Raw genomic sequence first — 15,401 nt, forward strand, 5'->3', positions numbered from 1 at the left:
AGATAATGACTTTTGTTCCCCGCACCGTTCTAATCACAGGAGGCAACCGTGGTATTGGACGTGCAATCGCTGAGCGGATGGTTGCCGACGGTCATCGAGTTGCGGTCACCGCGCGATCTGGCGAAGGACCAGCTGGTACGCTCACTGTGAAAGCGGATGTGACAGATGCTGCCAGCATCGACACCGCTTTTAGTGAGGTTGAGGCGCAACTCGGGTCGATTGAGGTGTTGGTTGCAAACGCTGGGATTACAAAAGATATGCTGCTCTTGCGCATGAGCGAGCAGGATTTCACCGAGGTTATTGACACAAACCTAACGGGAGTTTTCCGGGTTGTAAAGCGCGCGCTTAAAGGCTTTGTGAAACAGCGTTTTGGGCGGGTTATTATGATCTCGAGCGTTGTTGGTCTTTACGGATCTCCCGGGCAGATCAACTACTCAGCTTCTAAGGCGGCGCTTGTTGGTTTTGCGCGCTCGCTAACACGCGAGCTGGGGCAGCGCGGAATCACCGCTAACGTGGTTGCGCCAGGGTTTATTGAAACGGATATGACGGCAGTTCTGCCAGAGGCGCAGCAGCAGGACTACGTGAAAGCAATTCCGGTCGCGCGTGCCGGGCAGGCGAGCGAGATTGCGGGCGCAATAGCGTTTTTAGCAGGGCCGGATGCGGCTTACATCTCGGGCGCTGTTATTCCGGTTGATGGCGGATTAGGAATGGGGCACTAATCGCGGGTCTTAATGGTCGCTATTTTGCAAGCCGCAGATTCTAGCGACCGCGAGCTTAAGCTGATACAGCAGGACTCGTGGTCGTTTTTTGGTCGCGGACCGGGCAGCTGCGCTGCTGGATTTGGTTAAAGGCTAGCTCTTGAGGCGGCTAAACAACTCGGTCACAGGGTCGAGCGAATCGCTGAGAGAGTAGTCTGCTGCGCGCTGCACAACCGGTTTTGCGTTAAACGCAACTGACAGCCCGGCAACCTTCATCATTTCAAGATCGTTCGCGCCATCGCCGACGGCAATCGTGTGGTGCATAGGAATACTAAACTCAGCGGCCCAGCGAGCAAGCATTTCAGCTTTTGTCTGGGCGGTCACGGGATTTCCCAGAATCTGCCCGGTCAGCTGCTCATCTTTCACAACAAGCCTGTTAGCGTGCCAGCGATCCACCATTTTCGGCGGCAGAATTATGTCTAGTATCTCCATAAATCCTCCAGAAACAACGCATACTTTGCCGTCCGTCGCGTGAGTGAGCCCGATCAGCTTTTCAAACCCGGCAGAGAATGTGATCTGCCGGGCAACATCCCGCAGACTCTTCGTGCTTAACCCGGCAAGCATCGCAATTCGCGCTGTTAGGCTCTCTGTGAAGTCGTACTCGCCGCGCATTGCAGCCTCGGTAATTGCGCTAACCTCTGTTGCTTTGCCTACTCTGGCGGCGATGAGGTCAATTACTTCTTGCGTAATCGCGGTTGAATCGCAGTCGAGTACCACCAGCGGAGATATTTTTGTCATATCTAATAGTTTAAGCCTAATCGACAATTTAGGTGAGTTTTAACGTTTTATAGGCGGTTTTAGGTTAAAGTAAAAACTATGACAAAGGTAATTGATTTTCAGAATGTTAGTTTTGTGCGCGGCGGCAACAGTATTCTGCATGAGCTCAGCTGGGGGGTTGAAGCCGGTCAAAAATGGGTTATTCTGGGTCCTAACGGAGCTGGCAAAACAACGCTCATTAAGCTTGTTAGCACGGCAGAACATCCGTCGAGCGGAACCGTTGATATTCTGGGGAACAGGCTGGGCGCGGTGGATATTTTCGAGCTTCGGTCGAGTATCGGGGTTGTTACAAGAGCGCAGGAAAAACAAATTCCCGAGTCTGAAAAAGTTATTGATGTTGTGCTCACCGCCGCCTACTCAATCGCTGGCAGATGGCGCGAACAGTACGACGCTGAAGATGTGCAGCACGCGATGAACGTGCTCACCGGGTGGCAGCTGGCGCACCTTACCGAGCGCCGTTTTGGGTCGCTCAGTGACGGGGAGCGAAAGCGTGTTTTGCTTGCGCGCGCGGTGATGGCGGATCCGGAATTGCTGCTTTTGGACGAGCCGGCGGCGAGCGTTGATCTCGGCGGGCGTGAGTTTATTCTGCAGGCTCTTGGAATGTTTGCAACGGCTGCAGATGCGCCGGCGATTGTGATGGTAACTCACCATGTTGAAGAGATTCCGGCGGGTTTTACGCATATGCTGCTGCTTGACGCGCAGGGGCAGGTTGCGGCAAGTGGCGAGCTGGGTGAGGTTTTAACCGGTGAAAACCTGTCACGGGTGTTTGGCATTGAGCTTGAGCTAACGCAGAGTTTCGGGCGTTATTCTGCGCGGGCTAAGTTCTAGAATCCGAGGTTAAAACCGTGCGCAACGCGGCTTAGCTGTGTGGCTGGGTTTCGTTTTTCTGATAGAATCATTAGTCGTATGTCTTTGACATAAAGACTTTTCAGGGCACACTGCCTTGGAGGGATACTTTTTATTTATAAGGATCAACTATGAAGACTGAAATACACCCTGAGTACGCGCCAATTGTTTTCCGTGATCTTGCATCAGGCGAGACTTTCCTAACTCGTTCAACGCTTACCAGTGACAAAACAATTGAGCTTAACGGTCAAACATACCCCGTTATAGATGTTGAAATTTCGAGCGCTTCGCACCCTTTCTACACGGGTAAGCAGCGCATTCTTGACTCAGCAGGTCGTGTTGAGAAGTTCAACCAGCGTTTTGCAGGGTTCGGAAAATAAATTATTTACGGGCACTAAGGGTTTTCTTAGTGCCCTAATGCTTAGCAACACGAATTAGGCGGCGAATGCACTACACGCTTCAAGCACTCTAAATATCAAGAAGCTGCCGGTCTAGGCTAAAAGTTACGCGTTATTAAGCGAAGCACAAAGTGGCTACAGAATATAGCACAGCTAATCCCGGGGCTAAGTTTTATCAGGTCTCGCTAGCTAAATGCGAAATACTTGCTGTTCTCTTTTAACGCGGCAAGCGCTCTGATTGAAACCGGATATGTGCCTGAGTGTTCCGGGGCAGCCCAGGGGTGTCTTTCTCGCGCAGAAGCTCCGGGCGGTCTTAGCCTTCCTTAGCTTACCTGAAGACGGGTTGGCCAGCCGGGTGTTATGTGCTCAAACTCCAGGTTATTCTTCCTCAGGTATTCCTTGAGGCTAAGAGTTAGCTCTTCCTCCCAGGCAATTTGCTTGTTGTGCATTATAAAAACATCGTGATCTAGCACGTCGGGTATGTGCGCTAGCGCGCGCACAAGCGCACCTGCTGCTAGCGCGTCAGAGCCGGAGTCATGTGCGTTTGTGAGCGTCACGCCGTGCATCGCACAAACGGCAGAGAGAGTGCGTTTACCCCTGCGGTAGCGGTCGCAGAAGCGATCTATAATCCAGGGGTCAATAACGGGTTTTAATTCCGGGAAGTTTGTAACACCGTGACGCTGCGCCTCCGCTTTTAAAATACTGCAGTCGTATGACGCGTTAAACGCAACAAGGGCGTATCCGCTCTGGAGAGCACGAGCGATAGTCTCTGTTATTTCGGCAATGCCATCTTTCGGCGGCATACCCTGAGCCTGAGCGATTTCATCCGTTATTTTATGCACCGCGGTTGCGCCGGGAGGAATGGGCACACCAGGGTTAATAATCCAGTCGTAGCGGGTTGTTACCTGACCGTTGTCGAGCAGTGCTATTGTGGCCATCACGATCCTGTCACTGGTAACATCAACCCCCGTTGTTTCAGTATCAAAAACCACTAGTTTATTAACCCACGGAGCAGTGGTGACCTGTCCGGTTACATTCTCATTCGCATTCATGTGCATATGTACAATTCTACTTAGGGGTTAGGACACTAATTTTTTATTTTCACTAATCGGGCACTTTTTAAGCTCTGCAGAATAGACTCACAGGCGTGAAGCCTCCAATTACCATCGAGACTGAATTCGCAAACGTCACAACGCGCGTTTGGCAGTACGGCAGCACACATGAGAGTGCCAAAAAAATAATTCTGGTGCATGGTTTTCGCGGCGACCATCACGGATTAGAGCCGCTGGCGCAGTCGCTGCTCGAGTTGCTCAACAGTGATGCATACGGCGAGGTGACACTGATGGTGCCAGATCTGCCAGGTTTCGGAGCCAGCGGTGAGTTCGCGGGTGGGCACAGCTTATCGGCGTATGGCTTCTGGCTGAAAGAGTTCGCGCAAACAGTAGCTCCCAGGGGCAGCTTGCTAGTTGCGCACTCGTTCGGCACTCTCGTGACTGCCCAGGCGATTTTTCACGGGTATGATCCGCTGGCTACCGCACTTATCAACCCGATCAGTGCAAACGCTCTTAGTGGTTCGAAAGTTGTGCTCACGAAGTTGGTTCTTGCATACTACCGGGCGGGGCGGATATTACCCAAAAATCTCGCCAATGCACTGCTCGCAAACGGGCTGATTGTCAGGTTTATGAGCGAAATTATGACCAAAACGCGCAATCGGCAGCTGCGCAGCTGGATTCACGAACAGCACAGTATGTATTTCAGCGGATACACGAGCCGCAGGTCACTGAGTGAAGCCTTTGCTGCGAGCGTTAGCCGTACTGTAACAGATTTTAGCGGTTTAATGACACAGGAAACCGCTGTTATTGCCGGTGATCTTGACGATATAACCCCCGTGCACAAGCAGTTAGAACTCGCAAAGAAATTGCGACGCGGTAGTTTTTATCTGGTTGGCGGGGCGGGTCATCTGATACACTATGAAGCTCCCGCTGAAGCGGCAGAAATTATTGTGCGTCATTTTCAGCAGCATTTGCGAGCCTAGGCACATACTCTTCATCTAACAATTTATTACTGGAAATGGGGATAACTTTGTCCGACCGAACCCACAGAGCACGCTGGAAAAGCTTTTTCATCACGGTTTTTGCCTGCGCTCTGGGTGTGCTCGCCTTTGTTTTTGGAGTGCAGAGCACAACCGGGCAGTTTGCGGAGGCAAAGGCTCTGGCGGCGAGCACGTTAAACTATCATCCCGGACCGCCGTTGTCGCTGCTCTCGCCAGCGTTTGTTTTCGTAACCGTTGCAATTCTGGTGCTGCTCGCAGCCGCGCTCTGGGGATTCGGGCGCGCCGTAGTAATAGGGAGCGCTTCTTTTGTTGCGGTGGTGGTGTCGCAGCTGCTGAAGCTGGTGGTGCTGGAGCGCCCGTCGCTCTGGGAGTTTGACGCGCACAACACTTTTCCAAGCGGGCACATGACGGCGTTTACGGTTCTGGCGCTGGGCGTGATAATGGTTGTTCCAAAACACGTGCGCGCAATTATGTCAGTTTGCATGGCGGCGCTGCTGTGCTACGTTGCAATGCAGCTGTTAAGCGCGGGCTGGCACCGTCCAAGCGATGTAATTGGCGGATCGATGCTCGCCTTGGCAAGCTACGGGGTTTTCTTTGTTTTACTGCCGCCCAATAAAAAAACAGGCGGACCTGGCGAAAGTTTAGTCAGCTGGCTGCTTAGTATGCTGACCTTGGTGTTAATTGCGGCCGGAACTATCTGCGCTGCAATTGCCTGGTTTGGCGCTGACGACAGCAAAGTTTTAGTTTCCGCGGTGTTGTATGCTGCAGCCGTTGCGGTAATAAGCTGCCGGGCTGGTTTGGCTTTGGCGCGAGGCTAGCCGCTGCTATTAAAAGATTGATAATATATATTATGTCAGTTTATGCGAGATTGACTCATAACTTGGGTGTTGCCGTTTTAAACAGCTCCCCGCGAGGATTTCGCCGAGTTAGCGACCCGTCGCCCTGGTTACGCGCCCGCAGCCGCAGCTTGTGTTGCCTGAACCCAGTTTGTGAGCGTGCGCAGCGCCGATCCGCTGGTAATTGACTCGTTTGCTTTTTGAAGCGCTGCGGCAAAGCGATCGTAAATATCGGCATCCCGCAGAGCTGCGTCTAGCGCGAGCTCGTATGCGACAAGACCGGCGGCCGCGTTCAGCACGATAATATCCCGCGCCGCACCAAGCTCTGCGCCCGCTAAAACGTCCTTTATTGTCTGCGCGTTTTGCTCGGGTGCGCCGCCGCGCAACTGCGCGAGAGTTGCGCGCTGCACTCCTAGCCGCTTCGGATCAAAGTCATATTTGCGAGTTCTCCCCGCAACAACCTGCCACAGCTCTGATTTGCCGGTTGTTGTGAGTTCGTCCATACCATCGCTGCCGTGAGCGATCAGCGCAGCCCCCTCACGCCTGGCAAGAACCTGTGCCATTAACTCAGCATTGCGGGTGCTCGTAACTCCGAGAGCGGTTGCCAGTGGGCGCGCCGGATTGCACAGTGGACCGAGAATGTTGAAAATCGTGGCAACTCCCAGTTCTTTGCGCACCGCTGCAATATTGGCAAAGCCCGGATGCATTTTTGCAGCGTGTAAAAAAACCACGCCTGTGTTTGCGAAAATTTGCTGCTGGCTGACCACTGAAATATCGTGCGCAGCGCCGAGCGCTGCCATCACATCTGAGGCACCAGAAAGACTGCTTGCTGCCTTGTTGCCGTGTTTAATAACCGGCACCCCTGCCCCGGCGATAACCATTGCCGCCGCGGAAGAAACGTTAATCGTGTGCAGCCTGTCGCCACCCGTGCCAACAATATCAACAGCCTCGCGCGGCAGCTCGATTGCAGTCGCATGAGCGGCGGCAGCTGCGCTGCAGCCCGTTATTTCGTCGCAGCTTGCTCCCTTTGCGTTAAGCGCTATTAGAAACCCTGCCATTTGAGCCGGTGTTGCCGCTTTTGTGATGCACTGTTCCATCGCCCACTCAGCCTGTGACACGCTGAGGTCTTTTTTGTCGAGGAGCTGGCTGATAAGCTCTGCCCAAGTCTGGTTTGTTTGGTTCATAGTTAAGAAATTCTAGCTGTTTATTTGAGGTGGATGCCTGTTTTTGTCATTTTAGAAGGTAATATTACCTTAACATCAGATGAATAACAAGTGAAAAAAGGCTCAAATCGCACTATTCTCACTTAAATATCAGGTAAGATTAACATAGACGTTGAGTTAGGCATTATTGCGCCCGTTACACTCGAGCGCAGGTATCTGACCATAGTGAGAGGTGAATCTTTTAGGATGAGTACCACAGCAGCCGTGTCGGCGGTAAAACGACCAAACATTGTCGCTACCGGCACAATTATTTGGCTGGGCAGCGAAGTTATGTTCTTTGCCGGGCTTTTTGCAATTTATTTCACGCTGCGCGCGATGGCTCCTGAGCAGTGGGCGCACGAGGCTGAAAAGCACAATCTTGCGTTCTCCGCGATTAACACCACTATTCTGGTGCTCTCCTCTGTAACCTGTCAGATGGGTGTGTTTGCTGCAGAGCGGATGCAACCAAAGCGCGCCGGTTCGCTGTTCAAGCTAAAAAGCTGGGGCACGGTGGAATGGTTTTACCTTACATTCTTCATGGGCGCGGTTTTCGTTGCTGGTCAGGTTTACGAGTACGCCACCTTCGTGTCGCACGGAGTTGCGTTAGATACTAACGCGTACGGCGCTTCTTTCTATCTCGCAACAGGATTCCACGGGTTGCACGTGACAGTAGGTCTGGTCGCATTTTTGCTTGTTATCGGGCGGATCTATGCCGTTAAAAATTTCACCCACAAAGAGGCAACCAGCGCCGTTGTTGTGTCATACTACTGGCACTTCGTTGATGCGGTGTGGCTTGTGCTCTTCTGGATTGTTTACATTCTTAAATAAGGGCTGGAGGAGAATACAAATTGCATATTAAGAACACTAAAAAGCTCCGCAAATCTGGTCGACGGCATCCGCTAGCAACAGTTGCTTTAATCGCCTTTGGTCTGTTTACAACGGGTCTTGCATACACCGGATTTACGCAGACTTCCGCCAGCGCAGAGGTTGACATGAACTCCCCCGCGGCTATTTCCGAAGGGCAGAAACTGTTTGCTGCTAACTGCGCAACCTGCCACGGTCTAAATGCCGAGGGTAGCCCCGACGGTCCGAGCCTGATCGGTGTTGGCGCAGCATCTGTGCATTTTCAGGTTGGCACGGGTCGTATGCCCCTCGCCTACCAGGGTCCGCAGGGCATGATTAAACCGGTGCAGTTTACTGAAGAACAAATTTTACAGATGTCCGCTTATGTTGCTTCACTGGCTCCGGGGCCTGAGATTCCAAAAGCGCAGTATTTGCGTGCGGATGGTGACGCTGCCCGCGGCAGTGAGCTGTTCCGCATCAACTGTGCAATGTGCCACAACGTTGCCGCCGCCGGTGGCGCACTCACTCAGGGTAAATACGCTCCGAAACTCACCGGAGTTGATTCTTCCCACATTTACGAAGCCATGATCACGGGTCCGCAAAATATGCCAGTTTTTTCTGATGCTAACCTAACACCGCAAGATAAAGCGGATATTATTACGTATCTTAAATATCTCGAGAACGAGCCAAAAGTTGGCGGTTTAGGGCTGGGATCACTGGGACCGGTTGCTGAGGGTCTTTTCATCTGGGTTATTGGTTTGGGCGCTATTGTTGCTCTCACCGTATGGGTGACCGCAAAGTCTAACTAGTTTCGGTACTAGATATTTCATTAAGTAGGAGAAAAATGACACAGGAAACGAACGAGGAGCATTCCGGAGTCGTTGCCACAGGTCAGAATCATAGTATTGTTTCTACCTCATCTGTTGGCACAGCGGTGATTTCTAGCGATGCCGTGCAGAACCCTGGTTTTCCAGAGCACCGCAAGCGTGTTACTGACCTTGACAGCAAAAAAGAGAAATCTGCTGAGCGGGTTGTTTATACTCTCTTTTACATTTCTATCGCCGGAAGTCTAGGAGCGGTTTTAGCGTATATGCTGTTGCCTATCGAGTCTGGTGAGCTGGGTGCGATCCGCTTGCACACCCTCTTTGTGGGTCTGGGCATGGCTCTTGGGTTGTTTGGAATCGGTATCGGCGCAGTGCACTGGGGTAAGGCTTTGATGTACGACGGCGAGGTAATTGACTACCGCCACCCCGTTGCCAGCGATGATGCAGTGCGTGAAAGCGCAGCCGAGGTTTTTGCTCTGGCTGATAAGGAGTCAGGCTTTACCCGCCGCACGCTTGTGCGCAACAGCCTGATAGGCGCGCTTATTGCCTTCCCGCTGCCCGGCATTACCCTGCTGCGCAGCCTTGCGCCGCAGGAGCACGACCCGATTGAGCTGCTGCGTCATACGATGTGGGATAAGGGCGTGCGCCTTGCGCGCGATCCGTCCGGTGTGCCAATTAAAGCCAGCGAGGTTACTATCGGCTCTGTTTTCCACGTTATTCCGGAGAACCTACACGAAGCTGAGCATATGCTCGATGAAAAAGCGAAAGCTGTTGTTTTGCTTGTGCGCTTGAATCAGGCAGAGCTGAAAGAGCCAGCAGAGCGCAAAAGCTGGTCATACGACGGCATTGTTGCGTACTCTAAGGTTTGCACACATGTGGGGTGTCCCGTTGCGCTTTACGAGCAGCACACGCACCACCTCCTGTGCCCTTGTCATCAGTCACAGTTCGATGTTTCCGATCAGGCCAAGGTTGTTTTCGGACCGGCAAAGCGTCCGCTACCGCAGCTGCCTATTACAGTTGATGATGAGGGTTACCTGATCGCGCAAAGTGACTTCCTTGAACCTGTTGGACCTAGCTACTGGGAGCGTCTGAAGTGAGTAACAATATGACGATTGAAACCAAAACAGCAAGCGGTGGATTCACTGCAAAAGCTGCGAACTATCTTGATGAGCGCACCAAAATAGGTGTTGTGGTTAAGGAATTTGGGCGTAAAGTATTTCCAGATCACTGGTCATTCTTACTCGGCGAGGTTGCTCTTTACAGCTTTGTTGTAATTTTGCTTTCGGGCACTTTCCTAACACTGTTCTTCCAGGCGGCAATGACTGAAACCCACTGGGACGGTCCTTTCGCGCCGATGAAGGGCGTTGAGATGAGTGCTGCCATGGCCTCAACTCTGGATATTAGTTTTTCTGTTCGCGGTGGTCTTTTGATCCGCCAGATTCACCACTGGGCGGCGCTGCTGTTTGTTGCCTCGATCGGTTTGCATATGCTGCGGGTGTTTTTCACCGGCGCTTTCCGCAAGCCGCGTGAACTGAACTGGGTTGTTGGCTTTGTGCTGTTCGTGCTTGCGATGGCGGAGGGTTTTACAGGCTATTCCCTGCCTGACGATGTGCTCTCGGGTAACGGTCTGCGCATTATTGATGGCATTATTAAATCTATTCCGGTTGTTGGCACCTGGCTGAGCTACTTTTTCTTTGGTGGTGAGTTCCCGGGCACTGATATTGTCGGTAGGCTTTATATGCTGCACATTATGGTGCTCCCCGCTATGGTTATCCTGTTTGTTGCGCTGCATCTGACTTTTGTTGTTATCCACAAGCACACGCAGTACCCCGGTCCAGGTCGCACACAGCAGAATGTTGTGGGATTCCCGGTCTTACCTGTGTACGCGGCTAAAGCCGGCGGCTTCTTCTTCATTGTGTTTGGTGTGATCGTGCTGATCGCAGCTAACTTCACGATTAACCCTATTTGGAACTATGGACCTTACGATCCGTCCCCGGTTTCGGCTGGTACTCAGCCTGACTGGTACATCGGTTTTGCTGACGGTATGCTTCGCCTAATTCCGCCTGGGCTTGAGACTGAATGGTTTGGTTACACCTGGTCTTGGAATATGCTAATTCCGCTGGGTGTTATCGGTGTGTTCTTGATTCTGGTCGCTGCCTATCCATTTATCGAAGCCTGGGTTACAGGAGATAAGCGTGAGCATCACTTGCTTGACAGGCCGCGTAACGCCCCTACTCGTACCGCTATAGGCGCTGCCGGTGTTACCTTCTACGGTGTTATGTGGGCTGGTGCTAGCTCTGACCTGATGGCAACACATTTCCAGCAGTCACTCGAGTTTATGATTCACGCGTTGCAGTTCTCGTTGGTTTTCGGTCCGATTATTGCGTTTATCGTTACCAAGCGGGTGTGTATTGCGCTGCAGAAGAAAGATCGCAGCATCGCCCTGCACGGTTACGAATCGGCGCGTATTGTGCGCTTGCCTGGCGGTAAGTTTACTGAAGTGCATGAGCCGCTTGACGAGTACGAACGTTGGGAGCTTGTGAGCTACAATGATTATGCTCCGCTTATGCTGCGCCCTGACAGTAACGGAAAAATATCTGTTGGTCAGAAAGTACGCGCCGCTGTGAGCCGCTTTTTCTTTGAGGATCGGATTGTGCCGCCGACACAGGCAGAGATTGAAAAGTCTAAGCACCACGACAACTAGAAAAGCTAGTCTAAAAGTGCTCCCCTTAAATTCATCTCGGGGGGGGGGCACTTTTTACCACTCATAGCAGGCACAGTCTGTGTGCGTTAACTCCATCAATGTAAGTGTGCCTGAGATTGATTGTGTGCTCAAATAGTAGTTGCAGAATTTATTTTTCACGGGTAATTCTTCCTTATATACTGTCGAAAGAGTGGTGCTTTTTAGTTAAGGCATCACTCTTTATTATTACGCTCCTTGATTCTATATTGATTCAGTTTTATGTATGAGTTATACCTATGGCGGATAATTTGTTTTCATTGCAAACTATCCATTTACAATGGATGATTGAGGGGTGTTTTAGTTAAATCGTTTCTCAATTTTGTTGTTAGGCATTTATTGAAGCGTACCATTCTATGCAGGAAATGCTTAAAGCAAAGCGAGATGCTCTCAACAGAAGCTGCAAATTTACCGCACCAGAACCTCTGATTCCCCCTTACCTTGACTGCAATTATGCATAAGGCTAATTCTGTGATAGAATTTTACTAGTTTCCTTAAGTATTCCTTTCATTTTTAAGGGGCACTTTTCAACTAAAGTGCCCCTTAATTTGTATGACCAGTTTTACTGCTTGGGTGGACGATTCATCTACGGCAAATCTTGCGATAGCTTGTTTGAGGGCACAAAAAATGACTGGGTGGCAGCGCCATTTAGCCAATCTCTAAGATCTTGCGATAGTGCTGCCCGATTGGTTGAAAGTCTCTGCCGTTGTAAAAGTTCCCGATGTGCGATGTCATCGCGGAAATTTGCCGTACTCCACGACCCATACAGTAGTGTTCGTTAGCCTCCATCAGGCGCTCGCCTATTCCCTGTTTGCGATGCTTCTCGTCAACGACTATTTCCTGCAGGTGAGCGGTCAGACCCGGTGCGTGCAGAAGTCTCGACACTGTGAGCAGAGAATATCCCACAACCTCGCCTAACAGCTCTGCAACAAAGAGCACATTAGCCTCCTGCTCGCGATAGCGTAAGATGTTGTCTAGGGCGATAGTAAACTCGTCGCGGGTGATAGATTCGCGACCTGTAACATACTGTGAAGCTAATCTGAAAAGAATTTTAGCATCTTCAGACTGACCTCGCCTAATTGAAATCTTCATAAAACCAGTTTAGCAGTTTTAGCGAGCGAAGTTACCCCTGTAGTATTCGTAGATAAGACCCATAACACTAACTAGAACAACGGGTAAACCGTAAAATGAAAGCCAAAAGTTCTTGCCGATGCACAGCCCCAGAGTCACAATCGCAATTCCAAAACCGAGCACAAGCGGCCACCAGCTCCAGGGGCTGAATTCACCGATCTCCGGGTCTGCGTCATCAATGTCAGAGTGCTCTTGATCTTCAAGCAACACACCTCCCTGATTCTTTTTAGTTAGTACTAGCCAGGTTACGAATAAAGCACTGAGCACACTGCCGCCGAGCATTGCAAGGGTGCCAGCCCATTCAACCTCTCCATCATAGGTTATTATGCACCAGAAAGTGTAAACCCCCGAGATGATGAAAAAATAGACCGCAATTATTGAGTAAAGAACAATATTGGTTTTCATGTGTTATCTATCCCCTAGTGAGTTAGAGATGCGGTAGATGCAGCAGAAGCTGTAACAGGTTTAGGCTGCTCAACACCGCTTATTTCTGGGTGATGTAGGTCAAACGCTGGAGACTCGCTGCGAATCCGAGGAATTGAGTTAAAGTTATGACGAGGTGGTGGGCAGCTTGTAGCCCACTCAAGAGAACGACCATAACCCCACGGATCATCAACCTCAACCTTAACTCCTGAGCGCCATGTCACATAAACGTTCAGCAGGAACGGTAGCATTGAAACAGCGAGCATAAACGCGCCAACAGTTGACAGCTGGTTCATCCAGGTTACTCCGTCTTCTGGAAGGTACGAGTAGTAGCGACGTGGCAGTGATTTAACACCGATCCAGTGCTGTACTAAGAAGGTTGTGTGGAAGCCCACGAAAAGAATCCAGAAGTGGATCTTACCGAGTCTCTCGTTGAGGCGTTTGCCTGTGAACTTTGGCCACCAGAAATAGAAGCCAGAGAACATCGCAAACACTACCGTTCCAAAGATAACGTAGTGGAAGTGAGCAACCACGAAGTAAGAGTCTGAAAGATGGAAGTCGAGCGTTGGAGAGGCCAGAATAACACCGGTTAGACCACCGAAGATAAAGGTTACAATGAAGCCCAGAGCCCATAGCATCGGGGTTTCAAAGGTGATCGATCCGCGCCACATAGTGCCAATCCAGTTAAAGATTTTAACACCGGTTGGCACCGCGATCAGCATTGTCATCAGGGCGAAGAAAGGCAGCAGAACAGAACCCGTTACAAACATATGGTGCGCCCACACAGTGCTTGACAGCGCAGAAATCGAGATTGTCGCGTAAATAAGCGTTTTATAGCCGAAGATAGGCTTCCGGCTAAACACCGGAAAAACCTCGGATACGATACCAAAGAAGGGCAGCGCAATAACGTAAACCTCGGGGTGTCCGAAGAACCAGAACAGGTGCTGCCAAAGAATTGGTCCGCCAGTGGCTACATCATAAACGTGTGAGCCGAAAATACGATCGGATGCCAGTGCCAGCATAGCTGCTGCAAGCACAGGGAAGATCAGTAGAATCAAAATTGAGGTGATAACCGTGTTCCAGGTGAACACAGACATCCGCCACATTGTCATACCAGGAGCGCGCATTGTGAGGACGGTTGTAATGAAGTTTACGCCACCCATAATTGTCCCGAAACCGCCTATTCCAAGACCCAGCACCCAGAGGTTGCCGCCGATACCAGGCGAGAAGGTCTCGCTAGAGAGCGGTGCGTAGGCGAACCAGCCGAAAGAAGCGGCTCCCTGCGGGGTTAAAAATCCGCCTACTGCAATTAGTGAGCCGAAAGTGTAGAGCCAGAACGCAAACGCGTTGAGGCGCGGAAAAGCAACGTCGGGGGCACCAATCTGCAGCGGGAGCAGAATGTTTGCAAAGCCGGCAAACAGCGGAGTTGCAAACATCAGCAGCATAATTGTGCCGTGCATTGTGAAGAGCTGGTTGAACTGTTCACGAGTTGCCACAACCTCAAGTCCCGGAGCAAAAAGCTGTGCGCGGATAATTAGAGCCATCAGACCGCCAATTAGGAAGTAAACAAACGAGCTAATCAGATACATATATCCGATAACTTTATGATCCGTGGAGGTTAGCCACGAAACTATTACATTACCTTTTCTCATTTTGCTTATCCCTCTGAGCTCTCATCGTGGGCTTTGTCTTCTGAAACGCTGTTTCCTGGCAAGTTTTGGTTAGGATTGTAGTCTGTTGTTAGCAAACCTTGGTTATCAGGGTTGGATTTGAGACCGGCGATATAAGCATCGTATTCTACCTGCTCAACCACACGCACCTCGAAAAGCATATTTGAGTGGTACTCGCCGCACAACTCGGCACACTTTCCTGTGAAGGTGCCAGTTTTTGTCGGTGTTAGGTACATATAGTTTGTTTTGCCCGGAATCATATCTTTTTTGTACAGATATTCAACAACCCAGAACGAGTGAATAACATCGCGAGACTCAAGAGCTATCTCTGTTGTTTTGTTAACGGGCAGATAAAGCACCGGCATAGTCTTAGCGACGGGTGATCCGCTGCTGTCAGTCTGCACCTGCACGCCTGAAAAGTGTACGTTTTCCTTGGTGTAATTGAAATCCCACGCCCAGCGTTTCGCAATAACCTCTACTTTATTTTCAGGGTTTGCAATTGGGTGCTCAATATCGCTCATGGTTTTTGCGGTGAACGCAAAAAAACCAATGATGAGCACAACCGGAAGCACTGTGAACAGCGTCTCAATTGGCATATTGTAGCGTAGTTGCACCGGCGCGCCGGTTTCGCCGCGCCGCCTGCGATAAGCAACAGCGGCCCACGCCACAAGACCCCACGCGATCAAACCAACTATGAGTAGGATGATCCAAGAGGTTGTCCAGAGACCTGTTATGTCTGGAGTGTGATTAGTTGCGCCCTCAGACCCCTCCGGCAAAAACCCGCGCTGTTGCTCCGGGGTGCAACCTGCCAGAGTTAGTCCCGCTATGGCTGTTAGTGAAACAGCGGCTATTTTCATACTACGTCTAGAACGCACTATATACCTTTCCAAATGTGAATTA

16 protein-coding genes are annotated in these 15,401 nt (G+C 50.9%); 9 read left to right on the forward strand and 7 right to left on the reverse strand.

Annotation, left to right across the window (positions count from 1 at the left end):
- The first annotated feature begins 5 nt into the window (after nucleotides 1-5).
- Nucleotides 6-719, forward strand: a complete 714-nt coding sequence (fabG, locus tag KJY78_RS01365) for a 3-oxoacyl-ACP reductase FabG (RefSeq protein ID WP_214336690.1) — start codon at nucleotides 6-8, stop codon at nucleotides 717-719.
- A 132-nt stretch (nucleotides 720-851) separates the two neighbouring features.
- On the opposite strand, the gene serB is transcribed toward fabG, so the two are convergent.
- Nucleotides 852-1,496, reverse strand: a complete 645-nt coding sequence (gene serB, locus KJY78_RS01370) for a phosphoserine phosphatase SerB (RefSeq protein WP_214336691.1) — start codon at nucleotides 1,494-1,496, stop codon at nucleotides 852-854.
- A 78-nt stretch (nucleotides 1,497-1,574) separates the two neighbouring features.
- Here serB and KJY78_RS01375 point away from each other — a divergent pair, with 78 nt between their 5' ends.
- Together KJY78_RS01375 and KJY78_RS01380 are read left to right on the forward strand one after the other, a co-directional pair.
- Complete coding sequence (locus KJY78_RS01375; protein ID WP_214336692.1) at nucleotides 1,575-2,363, forward strand: ABC transporter ATP-binding protein; 789 nt, start codon at nucleotides 1,575-1,577, stop codon at nucleotides 2,361-2,363.
- 149 nt (nucleotides 2,364-2,512) lie between these two features.
- Nucleotides 2,513-2,761, forward strand: a complete 249-nt coding sequence (locus KJY78_RS01380; protein ID WP_214336693.1) for a type B 50S ribosomal protein L31 — start codon at nucleotides 2,513-2,515, stop codon at nucleotides 2,759-2,761.
- A 341-nt stretch (nucleotides 2,762-3,102) separates the two neighbouring features.
- Here the strand turns inward: KJY78_RS01380 and KJY78_RS01385 are convergent, their stop codons facing one another.
- Nucleotides 3,103-3,837, reverse strand: coding sequence for an exonuclease domain-containing protein (locus KJY78_RS01385; RefSeq protein ID WP_214336695.1), 735 nt, complete (start codon nucleotides 3,835-3,837; stop codon nucleotides 3,103-3,105).
- Nucleotides 3,838-3,926: 89 nt separating this feature from the next.
- On the opposite strand from KJY78_RS01385, the gene KJY78_RS01390 reads away from it, so the two are divergent.
- Nucleotides 3,927-4,814, forward strand: a complete 888-nt coding sequence (locus KJY78_RS01390) for an alpha/beta fold hydrolase (RefSeq protein WP_214336697.1) — start codon at nucleotides 3,927-3,929, stop codon at nucleotides 4,812-4,814.
- A gap of 47 nt (nucleotides 4,815-4,861) precedes the next feature.
- Entirely contained in the window at nucleotides 4,862-5,650 is a 789-nt protein-coding gene (locus KJY78_RS01395) for a phosphatase PAP2 family protein (protein WP_214336699.1), read from the forward strand.
- Nucleotides 5,651-5,778: 128 nt separating this feature from the next.
- Here the strand turns inward: KJY78_RS01395 and trpD are convergent, their stop codons facing one another.
- Nucleotides 5,779-6,852 carry an anthranilate phosphoribosyltransferase gene (gene trpD, locus KJY78_RS01400; RefSeq protein WP_214336701.1) on the reverse strand — a complete coding sequence of 358 codons (1,074 nt, stop codon included), beginning with the start codon at nucleotides 6,850-6,852 and terminating at the stop codon, nucleotides 5,779-5,781.
- A 225-nt stretch (nucleotides 6,853-7,077) separates the two neighbouring features.
- Between trpD and ctaE the strand changes: the two genes are divergently transcribed.
- Genes ctaE through qcrB form a run of 4 tightly spaced genes read left to right on the forward strand, consistent with a single transcriptional unit; the run spans nucleotide 7,078 to nucleotide 11,241 of the window.
- Nucleotides 7,078-7,698, forward strand: coding sequence for an aa3-type cytochrome oxidase subunit III (gene ctaE / locus KJY78_RS01405; protein ID WP_214336703.1), 621 nt, complete (start codon nucleotides 7,078-7,080; stop codon nucleotides 7,696-7,698).
- Nucleotides 7,699-7,718: 20 nt separating this feature from the next.
- Nucleotides 7,719-8,522, forward strand: coding sequence for a cytochrome bc1 complex diheme cytochrome c subunit (gene qcrC, locus KJY78_RS01410; RefSeq protein ID WP_250544015.1), 804 nt, complete (start codon nucleotides 7,719-7,721; stop codon nucleotides 8,520-8,522).
- Between the two features lie 35 nt (nucleotides 8,523-8,557).
- Nucleotides 8,558-9,634 carry a cytochrome bc1 complex Rieske iron-sulfur subunit gene (qcrA, locus tag KJY78_RS01415; protein WP_214336705.1) on the forward strand — a complete coding sequence of 359 codons (1,077 nt, stop codon included), beginning with the start codon at nucleotides 8,558-8,560 and terminating at the stop codon, nucleotides 9,632-9,634.
- Between the two features lie 8 nt (nucleotides 9,635-9,642).
- Nucleotides 9,643-11,241 carry a cytochrome bc1 complex cytochrome b subunit gene (gene qcrB, locus KJY78_RS01420; RefSeq protein ID WP_214336915.1) on the forward strand — a complete coding sequence of 533 codons (1,599 nt, stop codon included), beginning with the start codon at nucleotides 9,643-9,645 and terminating at the stop codon, nucleotides 11,239-11,241.
- A gap of 684 nt (nucleotides 11,242-11,925) precedes the next feature.
- Here the strand turns inward: qcrB and KJY78_RS01425 are convergent.
- The 4 genes from KJY78_RS01425 to ctaC are packed head-to-tail and all read right to left on the reverse strand — an operon-like array spanning nucleotide 11,926 to nucleotide 15,376.
- On the reverse strand, nucleotides 11,926-12,369 hold the full coding sequence (locus KJY78_RS01425) for a GNAT family N-acetyltransferase (protein ID WP_214336706.1): 444 nt from the start codon (nucleotides 12,367-12,369) through the stop codon (nucleotides 11,926-11,928).
- A gap of 18 nt (nucleotides 12,370-12,387) precedes the next feature.
- Nucleotides 12,388-12,813 (reverse strand): aa3-type cytochrome oxidase subunit IV, encoded by a 426-nt coding sequence (gene ctaF, locus KJY78_RS01430; RefSeq protein WP_214336708.1) that lies wholly within the window; start codon nucleotides 12,811-12,813, stop codon nucleotides 12,388-12,390.
- Nucleotides 12,814-12,827: 14 nt separating this feature from the next.
- Nucleotides 12,828-14,483 (reverse strand): aa3-type cytochrome oxidase subunit I, encoded by a 1,656-nt coding sequence (ctaD, locus tag KJY78_RS01435; RefSeq protein ID WP_214336710.1) that lies wholly within the window; start codon nucleotides 14,481-14,483, stop codon nucleotides 12,828-12,830.
- A gap of 5 nt (nucleotides 14,484-14,488) precedes the next feature.
- Nucleotides 14,489-15,376 carry an aa3-type cytochrome oxidase subunit II gene (gene ctaC, locus KJY78_RS01440; protein ID WP_431732313.1) on the reverse strand — a complete coding sequence of 296 codons (888 nt, stop codon included), beginning with the start codon at nucleotides 15,374-15,376 and terminating at the stop codon, nucleotides 14,489-14,491.
- Nucleotides 15,377-15,401 lie beyond the last annotated feature (25 nt).

It is taken from the genome of Canibacter zhuwentaonis (assembly GCF_018531145.1).
In the GTDB taxonomy this organism is placed as follows: domain Bacteria; phylum Actinomycetota; class Actinomycetes; order Actinomycetales; family Microbacteriaceae; genus Canibacter; species Canibacter zhuwentaonis.